General features: G+C 65.5%; 4 protein-coding genes. 3 read left to right on the top strand and 1 reads right to left on the bottom strand.

The genetic code is table 11. The features are described 5' to 3' along the window. Window positions 1–148 precede the first annotated feature (148 nt). The 3 genes from dsbD to dsbG are packed head-to-tail and all read left to right on the top strand — an operon-like array spanning window position 149 to window position 3464. On the top strand, window positions 149–1876 hold the full coding sequence (gene dsbD, locus BLR63_RS01530) for a protein-disulfide reductase DsbD (RefSeq protein ID WP_010566388.1): 1728 nt from the start codon (window positions 149–151) through the stop codon (window positions 1874–1876). Then, window positions 1876–2727 carry a TlpA disulfide reductase family protein gene (locus tag BLR63_RS01525; RefSeq protein ID WP_010566387.1) on the top strand — a complete coding sequence of 284 codons (852 nt, stop codon included), beginning with the start codon at window positions 1876–1878 and terminating at the stop codon, window positions 2725–2727. The genes dsbD and BLR63_RS01525 overlap by 1 nt, the downstream gene beginning before the upstream one ends. Continuing rightward, window positions 2703–3464: a thiol:disulfide interchange protein DsbG gene (gene dsbG, locus BLR63_RS01520; protein ID WP_010566386.1), complete on the top strand. Its 762-nt coding sequence runs from the start codon at window positions 2703–2705 to the stop codon at window positions 3462–3464. The genes BLR63_RS01525 and dsbG overlap by 25 nt, the downstream gene beginning before the upstream one ends. A 118-nt stretch (window positions 3465–3582) precedes the next feature. On the opposite strand, the gene BLR63_RS01515 is transcribed toward dsbG, so the two are convergent. Next, window positions 3583–16479 (bottom strand): non-ribosomal peptide synthetase, encoded by a 12897-nt coding sequence (locus BLR63_RS01515; RefSeq protein ID WP_010566385.1) that lies wholly within the window; start codon window positions 16477–16479, stop codon window positions 3583–3585. Window positions 16480–16494: the final 15 nt, after the last annotated feature.

The raw sequence follows: 16494 nt of genomic DNA, 5'->3' as shown, positions 1-16494 counted from the left end.
GATTAGAAAAGGAATGGATTAAGCGCGCATTATGCCGCCAAAGTTCGCTACATCAGACAATCCCTACACTCTAGAATAGCGCCGGTTAATCATCGGTTAATCAACGCCACACATTGTGTGCCTACTTGCAACGAACTAAGGCTTGACCATGGGGCATCTGTTTACCTTTCTGCTGGTGCTGTTCGCCGGGTTCGCCCAGGCTGCGCCGAGCAACCCTTTTGAGACCAAACCCGATTTCCTCCCGGTAGAAAAGGCTTTCACCTTTACGTCCGAACGCCTGGAGTCCGGCGAGACCCAACTGTTTTGGCAGATCGCCGACGGTTACTACCTGTACCAGCAGCGCATGAAGTTCGACAACCTGGCCGAAAAGCCAGTGCTGCCCCAGGGTGAAGCCCACAGCGATGAGTTCTTCGGCGAACAGCAAGTGTATCGCCAGGGCCTGGAAGTGAAGATCCCCGCCGGCGTTACCGGCCAGGTCAAGCTGGGCTGGCAGGGCTGCGCCGATGCGGGCCTGTGCTATCCGCCGCAATCGATCACCGTGGACCTGGGCGGCAACCCCGCCGTTGCAGCCACCGCGCAAGCCCAGGACCAGAGCCTGGCCAGCGGCCTGCAACAACGCAGCCTGGGCTGGAGCCTGCTGGTGTTCTTTGGCTTGGGCCTGTTGCTGGCGTTTGCCCCGTGTTCGCTGCCGATGCTGCCGATTCTCGCCGGCCTGGTCGTGGGCAGTGGCGCCAGCCCCCGTCGCGGCTTTGCCCTGGCCGGCAGCTATGTGGTGTGCATGGCTTTGGTATACGCCGCATTGGGCGTCCTGGCCGCCTTGCTCGGCGCCAACCTGGCCGCCCTGCTGCAAACCCCGTGGATCCTCGGCAGCTTCGCCGCCTTGTTCGTGATCCTGGCCCTGCCGATGTTCGGCTTCTTTGAATTGCAACTGCCGGTGGCCGTGCGTGACCGCCTGGAAAACGTCAACCGCAACCGCAACGGCGGCAGCCTGATCGGTGCCGGCGCGCTGGGCGCCCTGTCCGGCCTGCTGGTCGGCCCCTGCATGACCGCGCCCCTGGCCGGCGCGCTGCTCTATATCGCTCAGAGCGGCAACGCCCTGCACGGCGGGCTGATCCTGTTCGCCATGGGCATCGGCATTGGCGTGCCGTTGTTGCTGCTGGTGACCGTGGGCAATCGCTTCCTGCCCAAGCCGGGCACCTGGATGAATGTGCTCAAGGGCGTCTTCGGCTTCCTGTTCCTGGGCACCGCGATACTGATGATTCGCCCGGTGGTCGGGGACAATCTCTGGCTTGGCCTGTGGGGCGCATTGGCATTGGCCATGGCTTATTGCGGCTGGCGTCTGGCCCAGGATTTCGGCCGCGTGGCCATGCTCTCCGGCGCCGGTTCCATCGTCCTGGGGTTGTGGGGCGGGCTGCTGCTGGTCGGCGCGGCAGGCGGCAGCGATGACGTGTGGCAACCGTTGAAGGTCTACAGCGGCTCGCGGGCCTACGCCGCAATGGGTGCCCACCAAGCCTTTACCACCGTGACCACGCCAGCGGCCCTGCAGGGCCAGCTCGACGAAGCCAAGGCCGAGGGCCAATGGGTATTGCTCGACTACTACGCCGACTGGTGCAGGTCCTGCAAGGTCATGGAAAAAGACGTGTTCGGTCAACCCGAGGTCATGGCAGCCCTTAGTGGCGTGCGCCTGTTCAAGGTTGACGTGACCGCGGACAATGCCGCCAGCCGTGAACTGCTGGAACGCTACAAGATCCCCGGCCCGCCGACGTTTATCTGGATCGGCCCCAATGGCGAGGAACGCCGTGCCCGGCGCATCACCGGCGAGGTGAATGCCGAGACCTTCCTGCAACGCTGGAATCAGACCCGGGAAGCCCGCTGATGCTGACCCTGACCATCGGCACCTTCGCCATCGCCCTGAATCACATCCTGCTGATCAGCGCACTGATTCTCGCCACCCTGGTGGGTTGGCGCGTGGCCAAGCGTGGCGGTGAGAACCCGGAGTCGGTGCTGTTCAGCCTGTTCCTCTTGGGCATGCTGACTGCACGTATCAGCTTTGTGCTGATGTACTGGAGTTACTACCGCAACGACTGGCTACAAATGGTCGACCTGCGCGACGGCGGCTTTCTCGCCTGGCCCGGTGTGATCGCGCTGATCCTGGGCGCGCTGGCCTATGGCTGGCGGCGCCCGGCGCTGCGCAAGCCGTTGAGCGCCGGGGTCATCACCGGTCTGGTGTTCTGGGGCATGACCAGCCTGTCCCTGAACCTGTACGACAAGGGCTCGCAATTGCCAGGCATTGCCTTGCGCAACGCCGACGGCGAGGTGGTGCAACTGGCCGACTACAAAGGCGGCCCGCTGGTGATCAACCTGTGGGCCACCTGGTGCCCGCCGTGCCGCCGGGAAATGCCGGTGCTCGAGCGCGCCCAGCACCAGCGTCCCGACGTGACCTTCCTGTTCGTCAACCAGGCCGAAAGCATGCAAAGCGTCAGCACCTTTCTCGCCACCCAGGGCCTGACCCTCGACAACGTGCTGTTCGACGCCAGCGGCCGTCTCGGCCAGGCCGTGGGCTCCATGGCCTTGCCGACCACGCTGTTCTACCGAGCCGACGGCCGCCTGATCAACAGCCACCTGGGTGAATTGTCCGAGGCCAGCCTGGCCCGTGCGATGGAACCCTTCGACACCGAACCTGCCGCCACAAGGAAACCGACATGCCCCGCCTCCGCCACCTGCTGACCCTGCTGCCGCTCACATTGGCGGCCACCCTGGCCCAGGCCGAAGACTGGCCGGCGCCGATCAAACAGATCGAAGCCAAGGGCGCCAAGATCATCGGCAAATTCGACGCCCCCAGCGGCCTCACCGGCTACGCCGCGCAATACCAGAACCGCGGCATGGCGCTGTACCTGACCGCCGATGGCAAGAGCGTGATCGCCGGCAACCTGTACGACGCCCAAGGCAACGACCTGAGCAATGCGCCCCTGGAAAAATTGGTGTACGCGCCAATGGCCAAGGAGATCTGGGCCAAGATGGAAAAGAGCAGCTGGATCCAGGACGGCGACAAAAACGCACCGCGTACCGTCTACCTGTTCAGCGACCCCAACTGCCCGTACTGCAACATGTTCTGGGAACAGGCCCGCCCGTGGGTAAAAGCCGGCAAGGTGCAGTTGCGCCACATCATGGTCGGCATCATCCGCGAAGACAGCCCCGGCAAGTCGGCCGCCCTGCTCGCCGCCAAAGACCCGCAAAAAGCCCTGGAAGAACACGAAGGCGCCGGCAAAGGCAGCAAATTGAAGGCGCTGGACAAGATCCCGGCGGACATCGAGGCCAAGCTCGAGGCGAACATGAAGTTGATGGAAGAGCTGGAGCTATCGGCCACGCCGGCGATTTTCTATCTGGATGACAAGGGCGGCTTGCAGCAACAGCAAGGGGCGCCGTCGCCGGATAAGTTGGTGAAGATCATGGGGCCGAAGTAAGCGGCGCCGGGCCAGACGCCATCGGGAGCAAGCCCCCTCCCACACTATTGAATGGAGTCACCGTTCAATAGGTGGGAGGGGGCTTACCCCCCGATGAGGCCCTAAAAGACAGTGGACATTACAACCCCTCCAACTCCGCCATCAAATCACTCAACCGATCCACCTTCTCTGCGCTGATCTCATTGCCCGCCAACCCGTCGATATACGCGGCCAATTCCGCCACCGTGCTGCACTCGAACATGGCCCGCAGCGGTACGTCCCGTTGCAGGGTTTTCTGCACCCGTGAGGCAATCTGCGTGGCCAGCAACGAGTGCCCGCCCAACTCGAAGAAGTTGTCCTGCACCCCTACCCTTTCGACTTTCAGCACCTCGGCCCAGATCGCGGCCAGGGTGGTTTCCAGTGGGTTGCGCGGCGCCATGTAGTCCTGGCTGTGCAACTGGCCGATCTCCAGGGCCGGCAGGGCCTGGCGGTCGAGTTTGCCGTTCGTGTTGAGCGGCAGGCGCTCGAGCCAGAGCCAGTGCAGCGGCACCATGTAGTCCGGCAGTTCGGCGCGCAGGCTTTGCTTGATGCGCTCCAGAGACTCGGTCGAAGGCGGGGTGTGATCAGCGGCCACCAGGTAACCCACCAGGTGCTTGCCGTTGACGCCCTCCTGCACGCCGACGGCCGCGTCGCGTATCTGCGGCTGCTCATGCAGACGCGCTTCGATTTCCCCCAGTTCAATGCGGTAGCCGCGAATCTTCACCTGATGGTCGATACGTCCGACATATTCCAGCACGCCATCGCGACGTCGACGGGCCAGGTCGCCGGTGCGGTACAAGCGCTCACCCGGCGCACCGAACGGGTTGGGCACGAACACCGGCGCGGTGCGCAGCGGATCGCCGACGTAACCGCGACCGACGCCGGTACCGGCCACGCACAACTCGCCCACTGCGCCTTGGGGCACCAGCTCCAGCGCACCGTCCAGCAGGTACAGAAGGTTGTTATCGGTCGGCGCGCCAATCGGCAGGTAAGTGCCACGGGTCGAGGCCGCGTCGACACGGAAGAACGCCACGTCGTCGGAACATTCCGCCGGGCCGTAGGCATTCACCAAGCCGATCTGCGGATAGCGCTGCAACCACTGGTGCGCCAGTTCCGGCGGCATTGCCTCGCCGGTCGGCAACATCCAGCGCAAACCGTCCAGGTTCATACGCTCCTGGGCCAGCATGCCCTGGATCAGCGACGGTACGCTTTCCAGCACGCTGATGCCGTGGGCCTGTACATGGGCCAGCAAGCCTTGCGGATCGTGGGCGATGGCGTTCGGCACGATGTCCACCCGCGCGCCGAACAACGGCGCGGCGAGGAACTGCCACACGGAAATATCGAAGCTTTGCGAAGCGGTCTGGGCGATCACATCGGTCTCGCTCAGGCGCAGGTAGGGCACCTTGCTCAATTGGTTATTGAGCATGCCGCGCTGTTCGACCATCACGCCTTTGGGCAAGCCGGTGGAGCCCGAGGTATAGATCACGTAGGCGAGGTTGTCCGGGGCGCTGTAGAGGCCTGGGTTTTCGCCACGGGCCGGCACGTCCTCCCACACCAGCAGTTGGCAGTCGACGCCGTCCAGCAATGCGATGGCCTGCTCGCGGCACGCCTCGGTGCACACCAGCAACGGCGTACGGCTCATCTCGATGATGCGGCTCAGGCGCGGCAGTGGCAGGCCGGGGTCCAGCGGCAGGTAACCGGCGCCGGCCTTGAAGCTGCCAACGATCATGCCCAGCAGATCGAGGCTGCGCTCGGCCAGTAACGCCACTGGCTGATCCAGGCCGACGCCGGCAGCGATCAGCGCGTGCCCCAGGCCGTTACTGCGGCGGTTCAATTCGTCATAACTCCATTGCTGATCGAGGCAACGGGCGACGATGCGCTGTGGATGCTGTTGCACCTGCGCCTCGAACAGCTCGACATAACTGCGCTCCAGCGGGTAGGCGTGCTCGCTCTGGTTGCAGCCGTCCACCAGGAACGCGCGCTCCTGCGCGCCGATCAGCGGCAGGTCGGCCATGTCGCCATGGAAGCCCTGCATCAGCGCCAACAGCAAGCGCTTGAACTCGCCGAGCATGCCTTGCACGGTGCTTTCGTCGAAATAACGCTGGTCGTAAGACAGATGCAGGCCAAGCGCATCGCCCGGATAGCACACGGCGGTCAGCGGGAAGTTGGTGTGGGTGCGGCCGGAATCCGAGGTGGCCTTGAGGCTGTGGGCGCGGTCCAGCACCGCGACGTCCACCGGGGCGTTTTCGAACACGAACAGGCTGTCGAACAGCGGCTGGCCCTTGGGCAGTTCGCTGTGTTCCTGGATCGTCACCAACGGCAGGTAGTCGTACTCGCGCAGTTGCATATTGCTGTCGAGCAACGCGTTCAACCACTGGCGCACGCTGCAACGCTGATCGTCCTCGGGCAGCGTCACCCGCAGCGCAATGCTGTTGATGAACAGACCGACCGTGCGTTGCATCTGCGGCATGTCCACCGGGCGACCCGCCACGGTGACGCCGAACAGCACGTCGCGCTCGCCGCTCAAGCGCCGCAGTACCAAGGCCCAGGCTGCCTGGGCGAAGGTGTTGACCGTGAGTTGATGGGCCTGGGCCAGTTCGCGCAGTTGCGCACCGTCGCCGGCATCGAGGCGCGTGTAGCAGTCGCCCACCAGCATGCCGCCGCTGTGGCCCGCGTGTTCGCGCAGGAACGGCCGGTCGCTGGGGATCGGCGTGGTGCGCTCGAAACCCCGCAGGTTCTGCTGCCACCACTGGCGTGCTTCGGTCAGGTTCTGGCGTTGCAGCCAGGCGATGTAGTCACGGTAGCGCGGCGCGGCGGCCAGTTGCGCGGCGCGGCCTTCGCCGAGGGCGATGTAGATCTCGAAGAAGTCATTCATCAGCAGCGAACGGCACCAGGCATCGATGAGGATGTGGTGGTTGCTCATCATGAACCAGTAGCGCGCCTGGTCGACACGGATCAGGCGCAGGTGGAACGGCGCCTGGTTGAGCAGATCGAAACCGGCCTCGCGCTCTTGCTTGAGCAGGGCTTGCAGACATGGCTCGTGTTCGGCCTCAGGGTCGGCGCTCCAGTCCAGGTATTCGATTGGCGTGCCGCCGGGTGTGTGGATCACTTGCAGCATGTCTTCGCCGACGTTCCAGCAGAACGAGGCGCGCAAGGCTTCGTGGCGGGCGACCACCGCGTGCCAGGCCTGGGCGAAACGCGCGGGGTCCAGGGCGCTGTCGATGCGGTAGCGGTCCTGCATGTAGTAGAGGCCGGTGCCGGGTTCGAGCAGGGTGTGCAGCAGCAGGCCTTCCTGCATCGGGGTCAGCGGGTACACGTCTTCGATGGCACTGGCCGGTACCGGCAGGGCATCCAGTTGCGACTGGGTCAGGCGCGCCAGGGGGAAGTCGGACGGTGTGAGGCCGCCGGCATCGGGGGTGAGGCAATGGGCGATCAGGCTGTGCAGTTCGGCCCGGTACGCATCGGCCAGCGCCTGGATGGTCTGCGGGTCGTGACGTTCGCGGCTGAAGGTCCAGCGCAGCAGCAGTTCACCGCCGTACACCTGGCTGTCCACGCTCAGTTCATTGGGCAGCGGCGCGTCCGGGTCATGGGCCAGGCCGGCCGATTCGTCCAGCGGGTGGAACAGCGCCTCGGCAGCGAAGCTCTGGTCGAACTGGCCGAGGTAGTTGAAGGTGATCTCGGCCATCGGCAGCGCGGCCATGGCCTGCCGGCACCCATCGTCCGCGAGGTAACGCAGTACGCCGTAGCCCAGGCCCTTGTGCGGCACGCCGCGCAGTTGCTCCTTGATCGCCTTGATCGAGTCGCCCTGCCCGACCTGCGGGGTCAGGCGCAACGGATAAGCGCTGGTGAACCAGCCGACGCTGCGAGTCAGGTCGATGTCATCGAACAGGGGCTCGCGGCCATGGCCTTCCAGCTGGATCAGCGCCGAGGCGTGCCCGCTCCAGCGGCACAGCACACGGGCCAGGGCCGTCAGCAGCAGGTCGTTAACCTGGGTGCGGTAGGCGCTCGGCGCCTGCTGCAGCAACTGGCGGGTGCGCTCGGCATCCAGGCGCACGCTGACGGTGTCGGCGTCGCGGTGGCGCTGCGTGCCCTGTGGACGGTCCACCGGCAATGGCACGGCGGGACCGGCCAACTGCTGCTGCCAGAGGTGCAATTCTTCACGCAGGGATTCGCTGCCGGCATACGTCTGCAAACGTGCAGCCCAATCCCGCAGGGCACGGGTCTTGGCCGGCAGGCTGACAGGCTGGCCGTCGCTGAGTTGGCGGTAGACGTTTTGCAGGTCTTCCAGCAACACCCGCCACGACACGCCGTCCACCACCAGGTGATGGATCGCGATCAGCAGACGTTGCTGGCCCTGGGGGCCGTCCACCAACAGCGCGCGCAACAGCGGGCCGTGTTGCAGGTCGAGGCTGCGCTGGGTGTCGGTGAACAGCGCGGCGCACTGTTGCATCTCTTGCACATGTGCCTGCATCAGCAGGCCGCCCTCGGGCACGGCCATGTGTTCGGCGTGCCAGCGGGCATCGCGCTGGGTGAAGCTCAGGCGCAGGGCGTCGTGGTGTGCCAGCACCGCCAGCAGCGCTTGCTCCAGGCGATGGGGTTCCAGCAGTTGCAGCGGCTTGAGCAGCAAGGCCTGGTTCCAGTGCTGACGGTTCGGAATGTCTGTGTCGAAGAACCACTGCTGGATCGGTGTAAGGCCCGAAGTGCCGGTGAGCACGCCCTGCTCAGCCGTGATCTGCTCGGTGTGCGTGGCCATGGCGGCCAGGGTCTGCACGGTCTGGTGCTGGAACAGGTCGCGGGGGCTGAAGTGAATCCCGGCCTGCCGCGCGCGGCTGACCACTTGGATCGACAGGATCGAGTCGCCGCCCAGTTCAAAGAAGTTATCGTCGACGCCGACTTGCGGCACGTTCAACACCGCGCACCAGATCGCCGCCAATGTGCTTTCCAGCCCATTGCGAGGAGCCACATACGCCTGGCGATTGGCTTCGGGGTCCGGTGACGGCAAGGCGCGGCGGTCGAGTTTGCCGTTGGCGGTCAGCGGCATGCTGTCCAGCACGATCAGGTGCGCGGGCACCATGTAGTCGGGCAACTGCGCCTTGAGATGGGCCTTGAGTGCTTCGCGCAAGGTGCCGTGCTCGGCATCGCTGACCAGGTACGCCACCAGTTGCTTGCCACTCGGTGAATCCAGGGCCAGCACCACCGCTTCGCGCACCGCAGGGTGTTCCAGCAGGCGGGTTTCGATCTCGCCCAACTCGATGCGGAAACCGCGAATCTTCACTTGGTGGTCGATGCGTCCCAGGTACTCCACCAAACCATCGGCGCGTTGACGCACCAGGTCGCCGGTGCGGTACAAGCGACCGCCCTGGGCGGCGAACGGGTCAGCGACGAAACGCTCGGCGGTCATGCCCGGACGTTCGTGGTAACCCTGGGCCAGCCCCGCTCCGCCGACGTACAACTCGCCGGTCGCGCCTTGTGGCACCAGGGCCAGGTCGGCGTCGAGAATATAAGCCACGCGCTCACCGACAATGTGGCCGATCGGTACGCTGCCCGCGCCCTCCTCCAACTGCTGCGGCGCCAGGCTCGCCAGCGGCATCACCACGGTTTCGGTCGGGCCGTAGGCATTGAAAAACAGCGCCGGCTGAAACGCCGCGCGGATGCGCTGCAAGTGCTCGCCGGTCAGCGCTTCGCCACCGGTGATGCACATGCGCACCGGCAGGGTCTGCTGCTGGGTCGCCAGCCATTGCGCCAACTGGCTGCCATAGCTGGGGGTGAACCCCAGGACCGTGACGCGATGGCGGCGAATCAGCGCGCAGATTTCTTCTGCATCCCACTGGCCCTGGGCACGCAATACCACCTGCGCACCACTGAGCAATGGCACCAGCAAGCGCTCGGTGGCGGCGTCGAAGTTGATCGAATAGAAATGCAGCTCGCAGTCATCGGCACGCATGCCGAAGCGCCGGATCACCGCCTGGCAATGCATGGCGATTTCACCATGGGACACCACCACGCCTTTGGGTTTACCGGTGGAGCCAGAGGTGTAGATCAAGTACGCCTGATGCTGCGCCAGGCTGACGAATGGCAGTTCGTGCGTGGGGTAATGGCCGAGCACCGGCAAATCATCTTCCAGGCACCAGCACGCTACCGTCGCCGGCAATGGGCCGAGGGCTTCGAACATCGCCGCGTCACTGAGCAGCAGGCCGATGCCACTGTCTTCGATCATGTAATGCAGGCGCTCCAGCGGGTATTCCGGGTCCAGCGGCACATAGGCGCCGCCGGCCTTGAGGATCGCCAGCAGGCCGATGACCATTTCCAGGGAACGCGGCAGCGCCAGGCCGACACGCACCTGCGGGCCGACACCACGCTCGCGCAGCATCCAGGCCAGGCGATTGGCGCGAGCGTCCAGTTCGGCGTAAGTGAGGGTCACCCCTGCAAAGGTCAACGCGGGCGCCTCGGCATGCTCGATCGCCTGCCGGCTGAACAGCGTATGGATGCACTGGTCGAGGCGATGCTCGCCGGCCTCCACACCCAGGCTGTCCTGCAACGCCCGCTGTTCGACGGCGCTAAGCAACGGCAGCTCACTGAGGGGCTGTTCGGGACTGCCGATCAACCCTTCGAGCAGGTTGCGCCAATGCTCGGCCATGCGTGCGATGCGCGGTTCGTCGAACAGGTCGGTGCTGTAGGTCAGGCAACAGCCCAGGCGATGGTCGAGGTCGGTGACTTCCAGGTTGAGGTCGAACTTGGTCGCGCGGGCATCGTTGGCCAGGTATTCCACGCTCATGCCAGCCAGTGGGCGGCGCTGCTGGAATTCCCAGCGCTGCACGTTGCACATCACTTGGAACAGCGGGTTGTACGCGGCACTGCGCGGCGGTTGCAGGGCTTCGACCAGATGATCGAACGGCAGGTCCTGGTGGGACTGGCCCTCGATCACAGTGTGGCGCACCTGATCGAACAACTCGCCGACCTTCATCTGGCCGTTGAGTTGGCAACGCAGCACCTGGGTGTTGAGGAACGCGCCGATCAGCCCTTCGCTTTCCGGGCGGATCCGGTTGGCTACCGGCGCGCCGATACGCAAGTCGGTCTGGCCACTGTAGCGATAGAGCAACACGGCCAGGGTGGCGGTCATGGTCATGAACAACGTGAGGCCACGTTCGGCATTGAACGCCCGGACGCGCGCGGCCAGTTCATCACTGAGGTCAAAACGGTACAACTCGCCCCGGTGGCTTTGCACGGGCGGGCGTGGGCGGTCGGCGGGCAGTTCCAGCAGTGGATGTTCGTTGCCCAGTTGCGCAGTCCAGTAATCCAGTTGGCGCTGGCGTTCACCGCCTTCCAGCCACTGGCGTTGCCACACGCTGTAGTCGAGGTACTGCACCGGCAACGGCGCCAGCGGCGAGTCGCGCTCGTCGATAAAGGCTTCGTACAGGGCGCTGAGTTCACGGGCAAAGATGTCCATGGCCCAGCCTTCGGTGACGATATGGTGCAGGGTCAGCACCAGGTAGTGTTCCTGCTCGCCGGCCTTGATCAGGCTCGCGCGCAGCAATGGCCCGGTTTCCAGGTTGAACGGCGTGTGGGCCTCGACATCGGCCAGTTGCTGCAGGCGCTGCTGGCGTGCGGTTTCGTCGAGCGCGGAGAAATCCTGCCAGCCCATGCGCAGGTGGGTCTGTGGCGAGACCTGCTGCCAGGCCACGCCGTCGATGCTGGGGAACGTGGTGCGCAGGGTTTCGTGGCGCATGATCAGGGCCTGCAATGCCGCCTCGAAACGCCCCACATCCAGTACGCCGTGCAGGCGCGCCATGCCGCCGACGTTGTAGGCCGGGCTGTCCGGTTCCATCTGCCACAGGAACCACATGCGCTGCTGGGAATAGGACAGCGGCACCTTCTGGCGGCGGTCGACCTTGGCAATGGCCGTCTGTTGGTTGCGTTGCCCGGCCGCCTGGATCAGCCGCACTTGCTCGGCGAACGCGCCCAGCTCACTGGCGTCGAACAAGGTACGCAGCGGCAGCTCGACATCGCAGGCCTGGCGGGTGCGGGAGATGATTTGCGTGGCCAGCAGGGAGTGACCGCCGAGGGCGAAAAAGTCATCGTGCAGGCCGATGCGGGACAGGCCGAGGACTTCGCGCCAGATCGCGGCGATGTGTTGCTGCAAGGGTGTTTGCGGTTCCACGTGTGCGCGGGTCTGCCACACCGGTTCCGGTAAGGCGCGACGGTCCAGTTTGCCGCTGGGGCTCAGGGGCATGGCGTCCAGGCGCATCAAGCATGCGGGCACCATGTATTCCGGCAACGCGGCGGCCAGGGCGGTTTTCATCGCCTGCTCATCCAGCGCGGCATGGCCGGTGTAGTAGCCGATCAACTGCCCATCGCGCACTAGCACCACGGCCTGGGCAACACCGTCCAGGGCCAGCATACGGGCCTCGATTTCTTCTGGCTCGACGCGAAAACCACGCAGCTTGACCTGCTGATCGAGGCGCCCGAGGTACTCCAGCACGCCATCGGCGCTCCAGCGCGCGCGGTCGCCGCTGCGATATAGGCGCGCGCCCGGCTCGCCCAGGGGGTCGGCGACAAAACGTTCGGCGGTCAACCCGGCACGGCCGAGATAACCCCGCGCCAGGCCGATGCCGCCGATGCACAGTTCACCCGGCACACCGAGCGGCACTGGATTGAGTTGCCCATCCAGCACGCGGCAGATCACATTGCCCAGGGGTCGGCCAATCGGCGAACGCTCGCCATCCGAAGTGCTGCAATGCCAGTGGGTGACGTTGATCGCAGTCTCGGTCGGGCCATAGCGGTTGTGCAATTGCACCGCCGGCAACTGCGCCAACACGCGGTTGCGCAGCTCAGTGGGCAAGGCTTCGCCGCCACAGAACAGGCGTCGCAGGCTGGTGCATTCGGCCGCCAGCGGTTCGTCGATAAACAGCTGCAACAGCGGCGGCACAAAGTGCAGGGTGGTCACGCCATGGGTCTGCACCAACTGCGCGATGCGCTGCGGATCGCGATGTTCGCCAGGGCCGGCCAGCACCAGGCGGCAACCGCTGATCAACGGCCAGAAGCACTCCCACACTGACACGTCGAAACTGATCGGCGCCTTTTGCATCAGCACATCGGTGTCGTTGAGTCGATAAGTGGCCTGCATCCACTGCAAGCGCTCGGCCAGGGCCGCGTGGGTATTGCCCACACCCTTGGGCTGGCCGGTGGAGCCGGAGGTGTAGATCACATAGGCGAGGTTATCGCCCTCCAGGTGCAGACCCGGCGGCTGGGTCGGCCAGCTGTCCAGGTGCAGGCTGTCCATGGCGATCACGCCCACGCCGTCGGCGCTCGGTACGCGGTCGAGCAGCGCGGTCTGGGTCAGCAGCAGGTGCACGCCACTGTCCTTGAGCATGTAGGCCAGGCGCTCGGCGGGGTAATCCGGGTCCAGCGGCACATAGGCGCCTCCGGCCTTGATGATCGCCAGCAGGCCGATCAGCAGTTGCGGCGAACGCTCGGCGGCGATGGCCACGCACACGTCCGGGCCGACGCCTTTGTCGCGCAGGTAATGGGCCAGGCGGTTGGCCTGGGTGTGCAGTTGGGCGAAGGTCAGGCTACCGCCCTCCCAGAGCAGCGCGGTGCGCTCCGAGGTCTGTTGGTTGAGCAACTCCGGCAGCCACTGCCGGGCGGGCGCGCACGGCGCGTGGGTCCACGCTTGTTGTTCGTCGTGCTGCATCAGTTGCAGGTCGTCGAGGGCACCTTGCGGTTGCGCGCACACCGCGTGCAACAGGGTGACGAAGTGCTCGGCCAGACGCTGTACCGTCGCGCCGTCGAACAGTTCGTCGGCATAGTCGAACGACAGGCTCAGGCGCCCGTTGCGGTCTTCTTCGCTGTGCAGTTGCAGGTCGAACTTGGCTTCGCGGCTGTGCCACGCCAGCTCATCGGCGAGCAGGCCGGGCAGGCGGCGCAAGGCACCGAGATCGCGTTGCTGGTGGTTAAACATGACCTGGAACAGGCCTTGTTCACGGGCGTGAGGGAAGGCTTCCAGCAGCTGTTCGAAAGGCAAGTCCTGATGAGCCTGGGCGCCCAATGCGGCCTGGCGTGTCGCCGCCAGCAATTGGTTGAATGGCAGGCGCCCATCCAGTTCGGCACGCAGTACCTGGGTGTTGATAAAGAAGCCGACCAGCCCATGGGTTTCCTGGCGCGGGCGGTTGGCGTTGGGCACGCCGATGCGGATATCGCGCTGGCCGCTGTAGCGATAGAGCAAGGTCTGGAAGGCTGCCAGCAACAGCATGAACGTGGTGGCCTCATGGGCCTGGGCGGTCTGGCGAAGCGCTGCGCTGAGACCGGCGTCCAGGCGCACCGTATGGCGCGACGCGCTATGGCGCTGCTGCGCCGAACGCGGGTGGTCGGTGGCCAGGCTCAAGGGCGGATGCTCATCGCCCAGTTGGGTTTTCCAGTACGCCAGTTGGCGCTCACCTTCGCCTTCGGCCAGCCATTGGCGTTGCCAGTTGGCGTAGTCGGCGTACTGCAAGACCAGCGGCGGCAGCGCCAGGGTCTGGCCCTGGACGGCGGCGGCGTACAGGCGCGAGAACTCGTCGATCAACAGCGTCAGCGACCAGCCGTCGGCGATGATGTGGTGCAGCGTCACCAGCAACTGGTGATCGTCATCGTCGAGACGCACGAGGGTGACCCATAGCAGCGGACCGTTTTCCAGGTCGAACCGGGTGCGCGCTGCGTCGTCGCGGATCTGCTGCGCGCGGGCTTCGCGCTCGGCCGTCGGCAGGTCGCTGAGATCGATCACGTGCAGGTCGAACTCGACGCTCGCCTCCACGCGCTGGAAGGCCCGGCCATCACGTTCGTAGAAGCGTGTGCGCAGGGCGTCGTGGCGCTGGATCAGGTGCTGGAAGCTGGCACGCACCGCGTCTTCGTCCAGCTCGCCGCGCAAGCGCAACGCGCCGGGAATCGTGTAGGCGCTGCTGTGCGGGTCCAGTTGCCAGGTGATCCACAGGCGGTTCTGGGCCAGGGATTGGGGCAGGTCTTCGTAGCGCGACACGCTGTGGATCGCACCTTGGGCGACGCCGCCGTCCCTCTGCCATTGCGCGACGCTCGCGGCAAAGCCTTCCAGGGTCGGCGCCTCGAACAGCAGACGCAGGTTCAGCTCCAGGCCCAGGCTTTCGCGCAGGCGTGCGACCACTTGGGTGGCGCTGATGGAGTTGCCGCCCAGCAGGAAGAAGTGGTCGTCGGCAGCGACCGTGGCGACCTGCAACTGCTCGCACCAGATCGCGGCGATCCGCTGTTGCAGTTCAGACACTAAGCCGGCCTCGCTCGCCGATGCGTGCAGATCGGGGAATTGCGCGTAACTGTCGAGGCTGCCATCGGCCTGGCGAATCGCGCATGCCCCACGCTGCACCTTGCCGCTGGAGGTCTTGGGCAGTGCCCCCGGATTGAGCAGCACCACCACGCTCGGCGCCTCCTGGTACGCCTCGGCCACGGCCTGGCGGATCGCCTTGATCAGCGCTTCGGACGGCAGAATCTTCTGCACGCTGCGGCTGATTTCCGCCGCGATGCCAATGCCTTCCTGGCCCTGGTCATTCACCGCGAAGGCAGCGACCCGGCCCTTGCGCACCACCTCCACTTCGCGCTCGATGGTCTGCTCGATGTCCTGGGGATAGAGGTTGTGGCCGCGCACGATCAGCAGGTCTTTCAGACGCCCGGTGATGTACACCTCGCCGTCGCGGATAAAGCCCAGATCGCCGGTGCGCAGCCAGGTACGACCGGCATGCTGCACGAAAGCACTCGCCGTGGCTTCCGGGTTGCGCCAGTAGCCGTGGGCGATGCTCGGCCCGCTGGCCCAGAGTTCGCCGACGCAGTTATCGGCCAGTTCGCACAACGTTTGGGGGTCGGCGATCAATACCGCATGGTCCGGCTGGTGGGTGCCACAGCTCATGATCGCAGGCCCCTGCCCAGGCTCGGCGCGGTTGGCGACCAGGGCCTGGGCGTCCACACGCAGCGCCGGGATGCCGTGACCCCGGCGGCCGCCGGCGACAAACAGCGTGGCCTCGGCCAGCCCATAGGAGGCGAAGAAGTTGCTTGGGGTGAAACCGCAGGGGGCGAACTTCTCGGCGAAGCGTTCCAGGGTGTCGAGGCGGATCGGCTCGGAGCCGGAATAGGCCACGCGCCACCGGCTCAAGTCCAAGCGCTCCAGCGCCGAGTCACTGACCCGCTCGCTGCACAGGCGGTAGGCGAAATCCGGCCCGCCGCTGATGGTGCCGCCGTATTCGCTGAGCGCTTCCAGCCAGCGCAACGGCCGCCCCAGGAAGTACGCCGGCGACATCAACACGCACGGCACGCCGCTGAAGATCGGTTGCAACAGGCCGCCGATCAGGCCCATGTCGTGGTACAGCGGCAGCCAGCTGACGATCACATCGTCGGGGTTCAGGTCGATGCCGAAGCCGCGTCGGATCAGCACTTCATTGGCCACCAGGTTGCCGTGGCTGACTTGCACGCCCTTGGGCAGCGCGGTGGAGCCGGAGGTGTATTGCAGGAAGGCGATGTCGTCGGGTTGCAGGTCGGGCGCGATCCAAGCGTTCGCGATGTGTGCATCGAGGGTGTCGACGCTCAGTACCGGCGGCGCGTTGTCGAGTTGCGCCAGGTCGTCGCCCAGACTGGCGACAGTCAGCAGCAGGCACGGCTCGGCATCGCTGATGATCGACAGCAGGCGCGCCTGATGATGACGTCGCGTGGACTCCGGCGGGTAGGCCGGCACCGCGATGATTCCGGCGTACAGGCACCCAAAGAACGCGGCGACGTAATCCGGGCCACTGGGGAACAACAGCACCGCGCGGTCACCCAACGCGGCCCGCGCCTGCAAGGCGGCGGCAAGGGTGCGGGCGCGCAGGTCCAGGTCGCGGTAAGTGAGGACCACGCTCTGCTCGGCGGACTCGGCGAGGAAGCGCAGGGCCACCTGGTCGGGCGTCTGCGCGGCGCGACGTTGAAGGGACTGGACCAGGGTACGGGGAAGTTCGAAGGCGTCCATCATGGGGTTCCTGCCTGA

Origin of the sequence: Pseudomonas extremaustralis (assembly GCF_900102035.1) — a bacterium.
In the GTDB taxonomy this organism is placed as follows: Bacteria; Pseudomonadota; Gammaproteobacteria; order Pseudomonadales; family Pseudomonadaceae; genus Aquipseudomonas; species Aquipseudomonas extremaustralis.
This window is presented reverse-complemented; position numbering and strand designations above follow the sequence as displayed.

Excerpts from the sequence above, each read along its gene's own strand:
- dsbG (WP_010566386.1), top strand. The coding sequence starts at position 2,703 with ATGCCCCGCCTCCGCCACCTGCTGACCCTGCTGCCGCTCACATTGGCG.
- BLR63_RS01515 (WP_010566385.1), bottom strand. The coding sequence starts at position 16,479 with ATGATGGACGCCTTCGAACTTCCCCGTACCCTGGTCCAGTCCCTTCAA.
- BLR63_RS01525 (WP_010566387.1), top strand. The coding sequence starts at position 1,876 with ATGCTGACCCTGACCATCGGCACCTTCGCCATCGCCCTGAATCACATC.
- dsbD (WP_010566388.1), top strand. The coding sequence starts at position 149 with ATGGGGCATCTGTTTACCTTTCTGCTGGTGCTGTTCGCCGGGTTCGCC.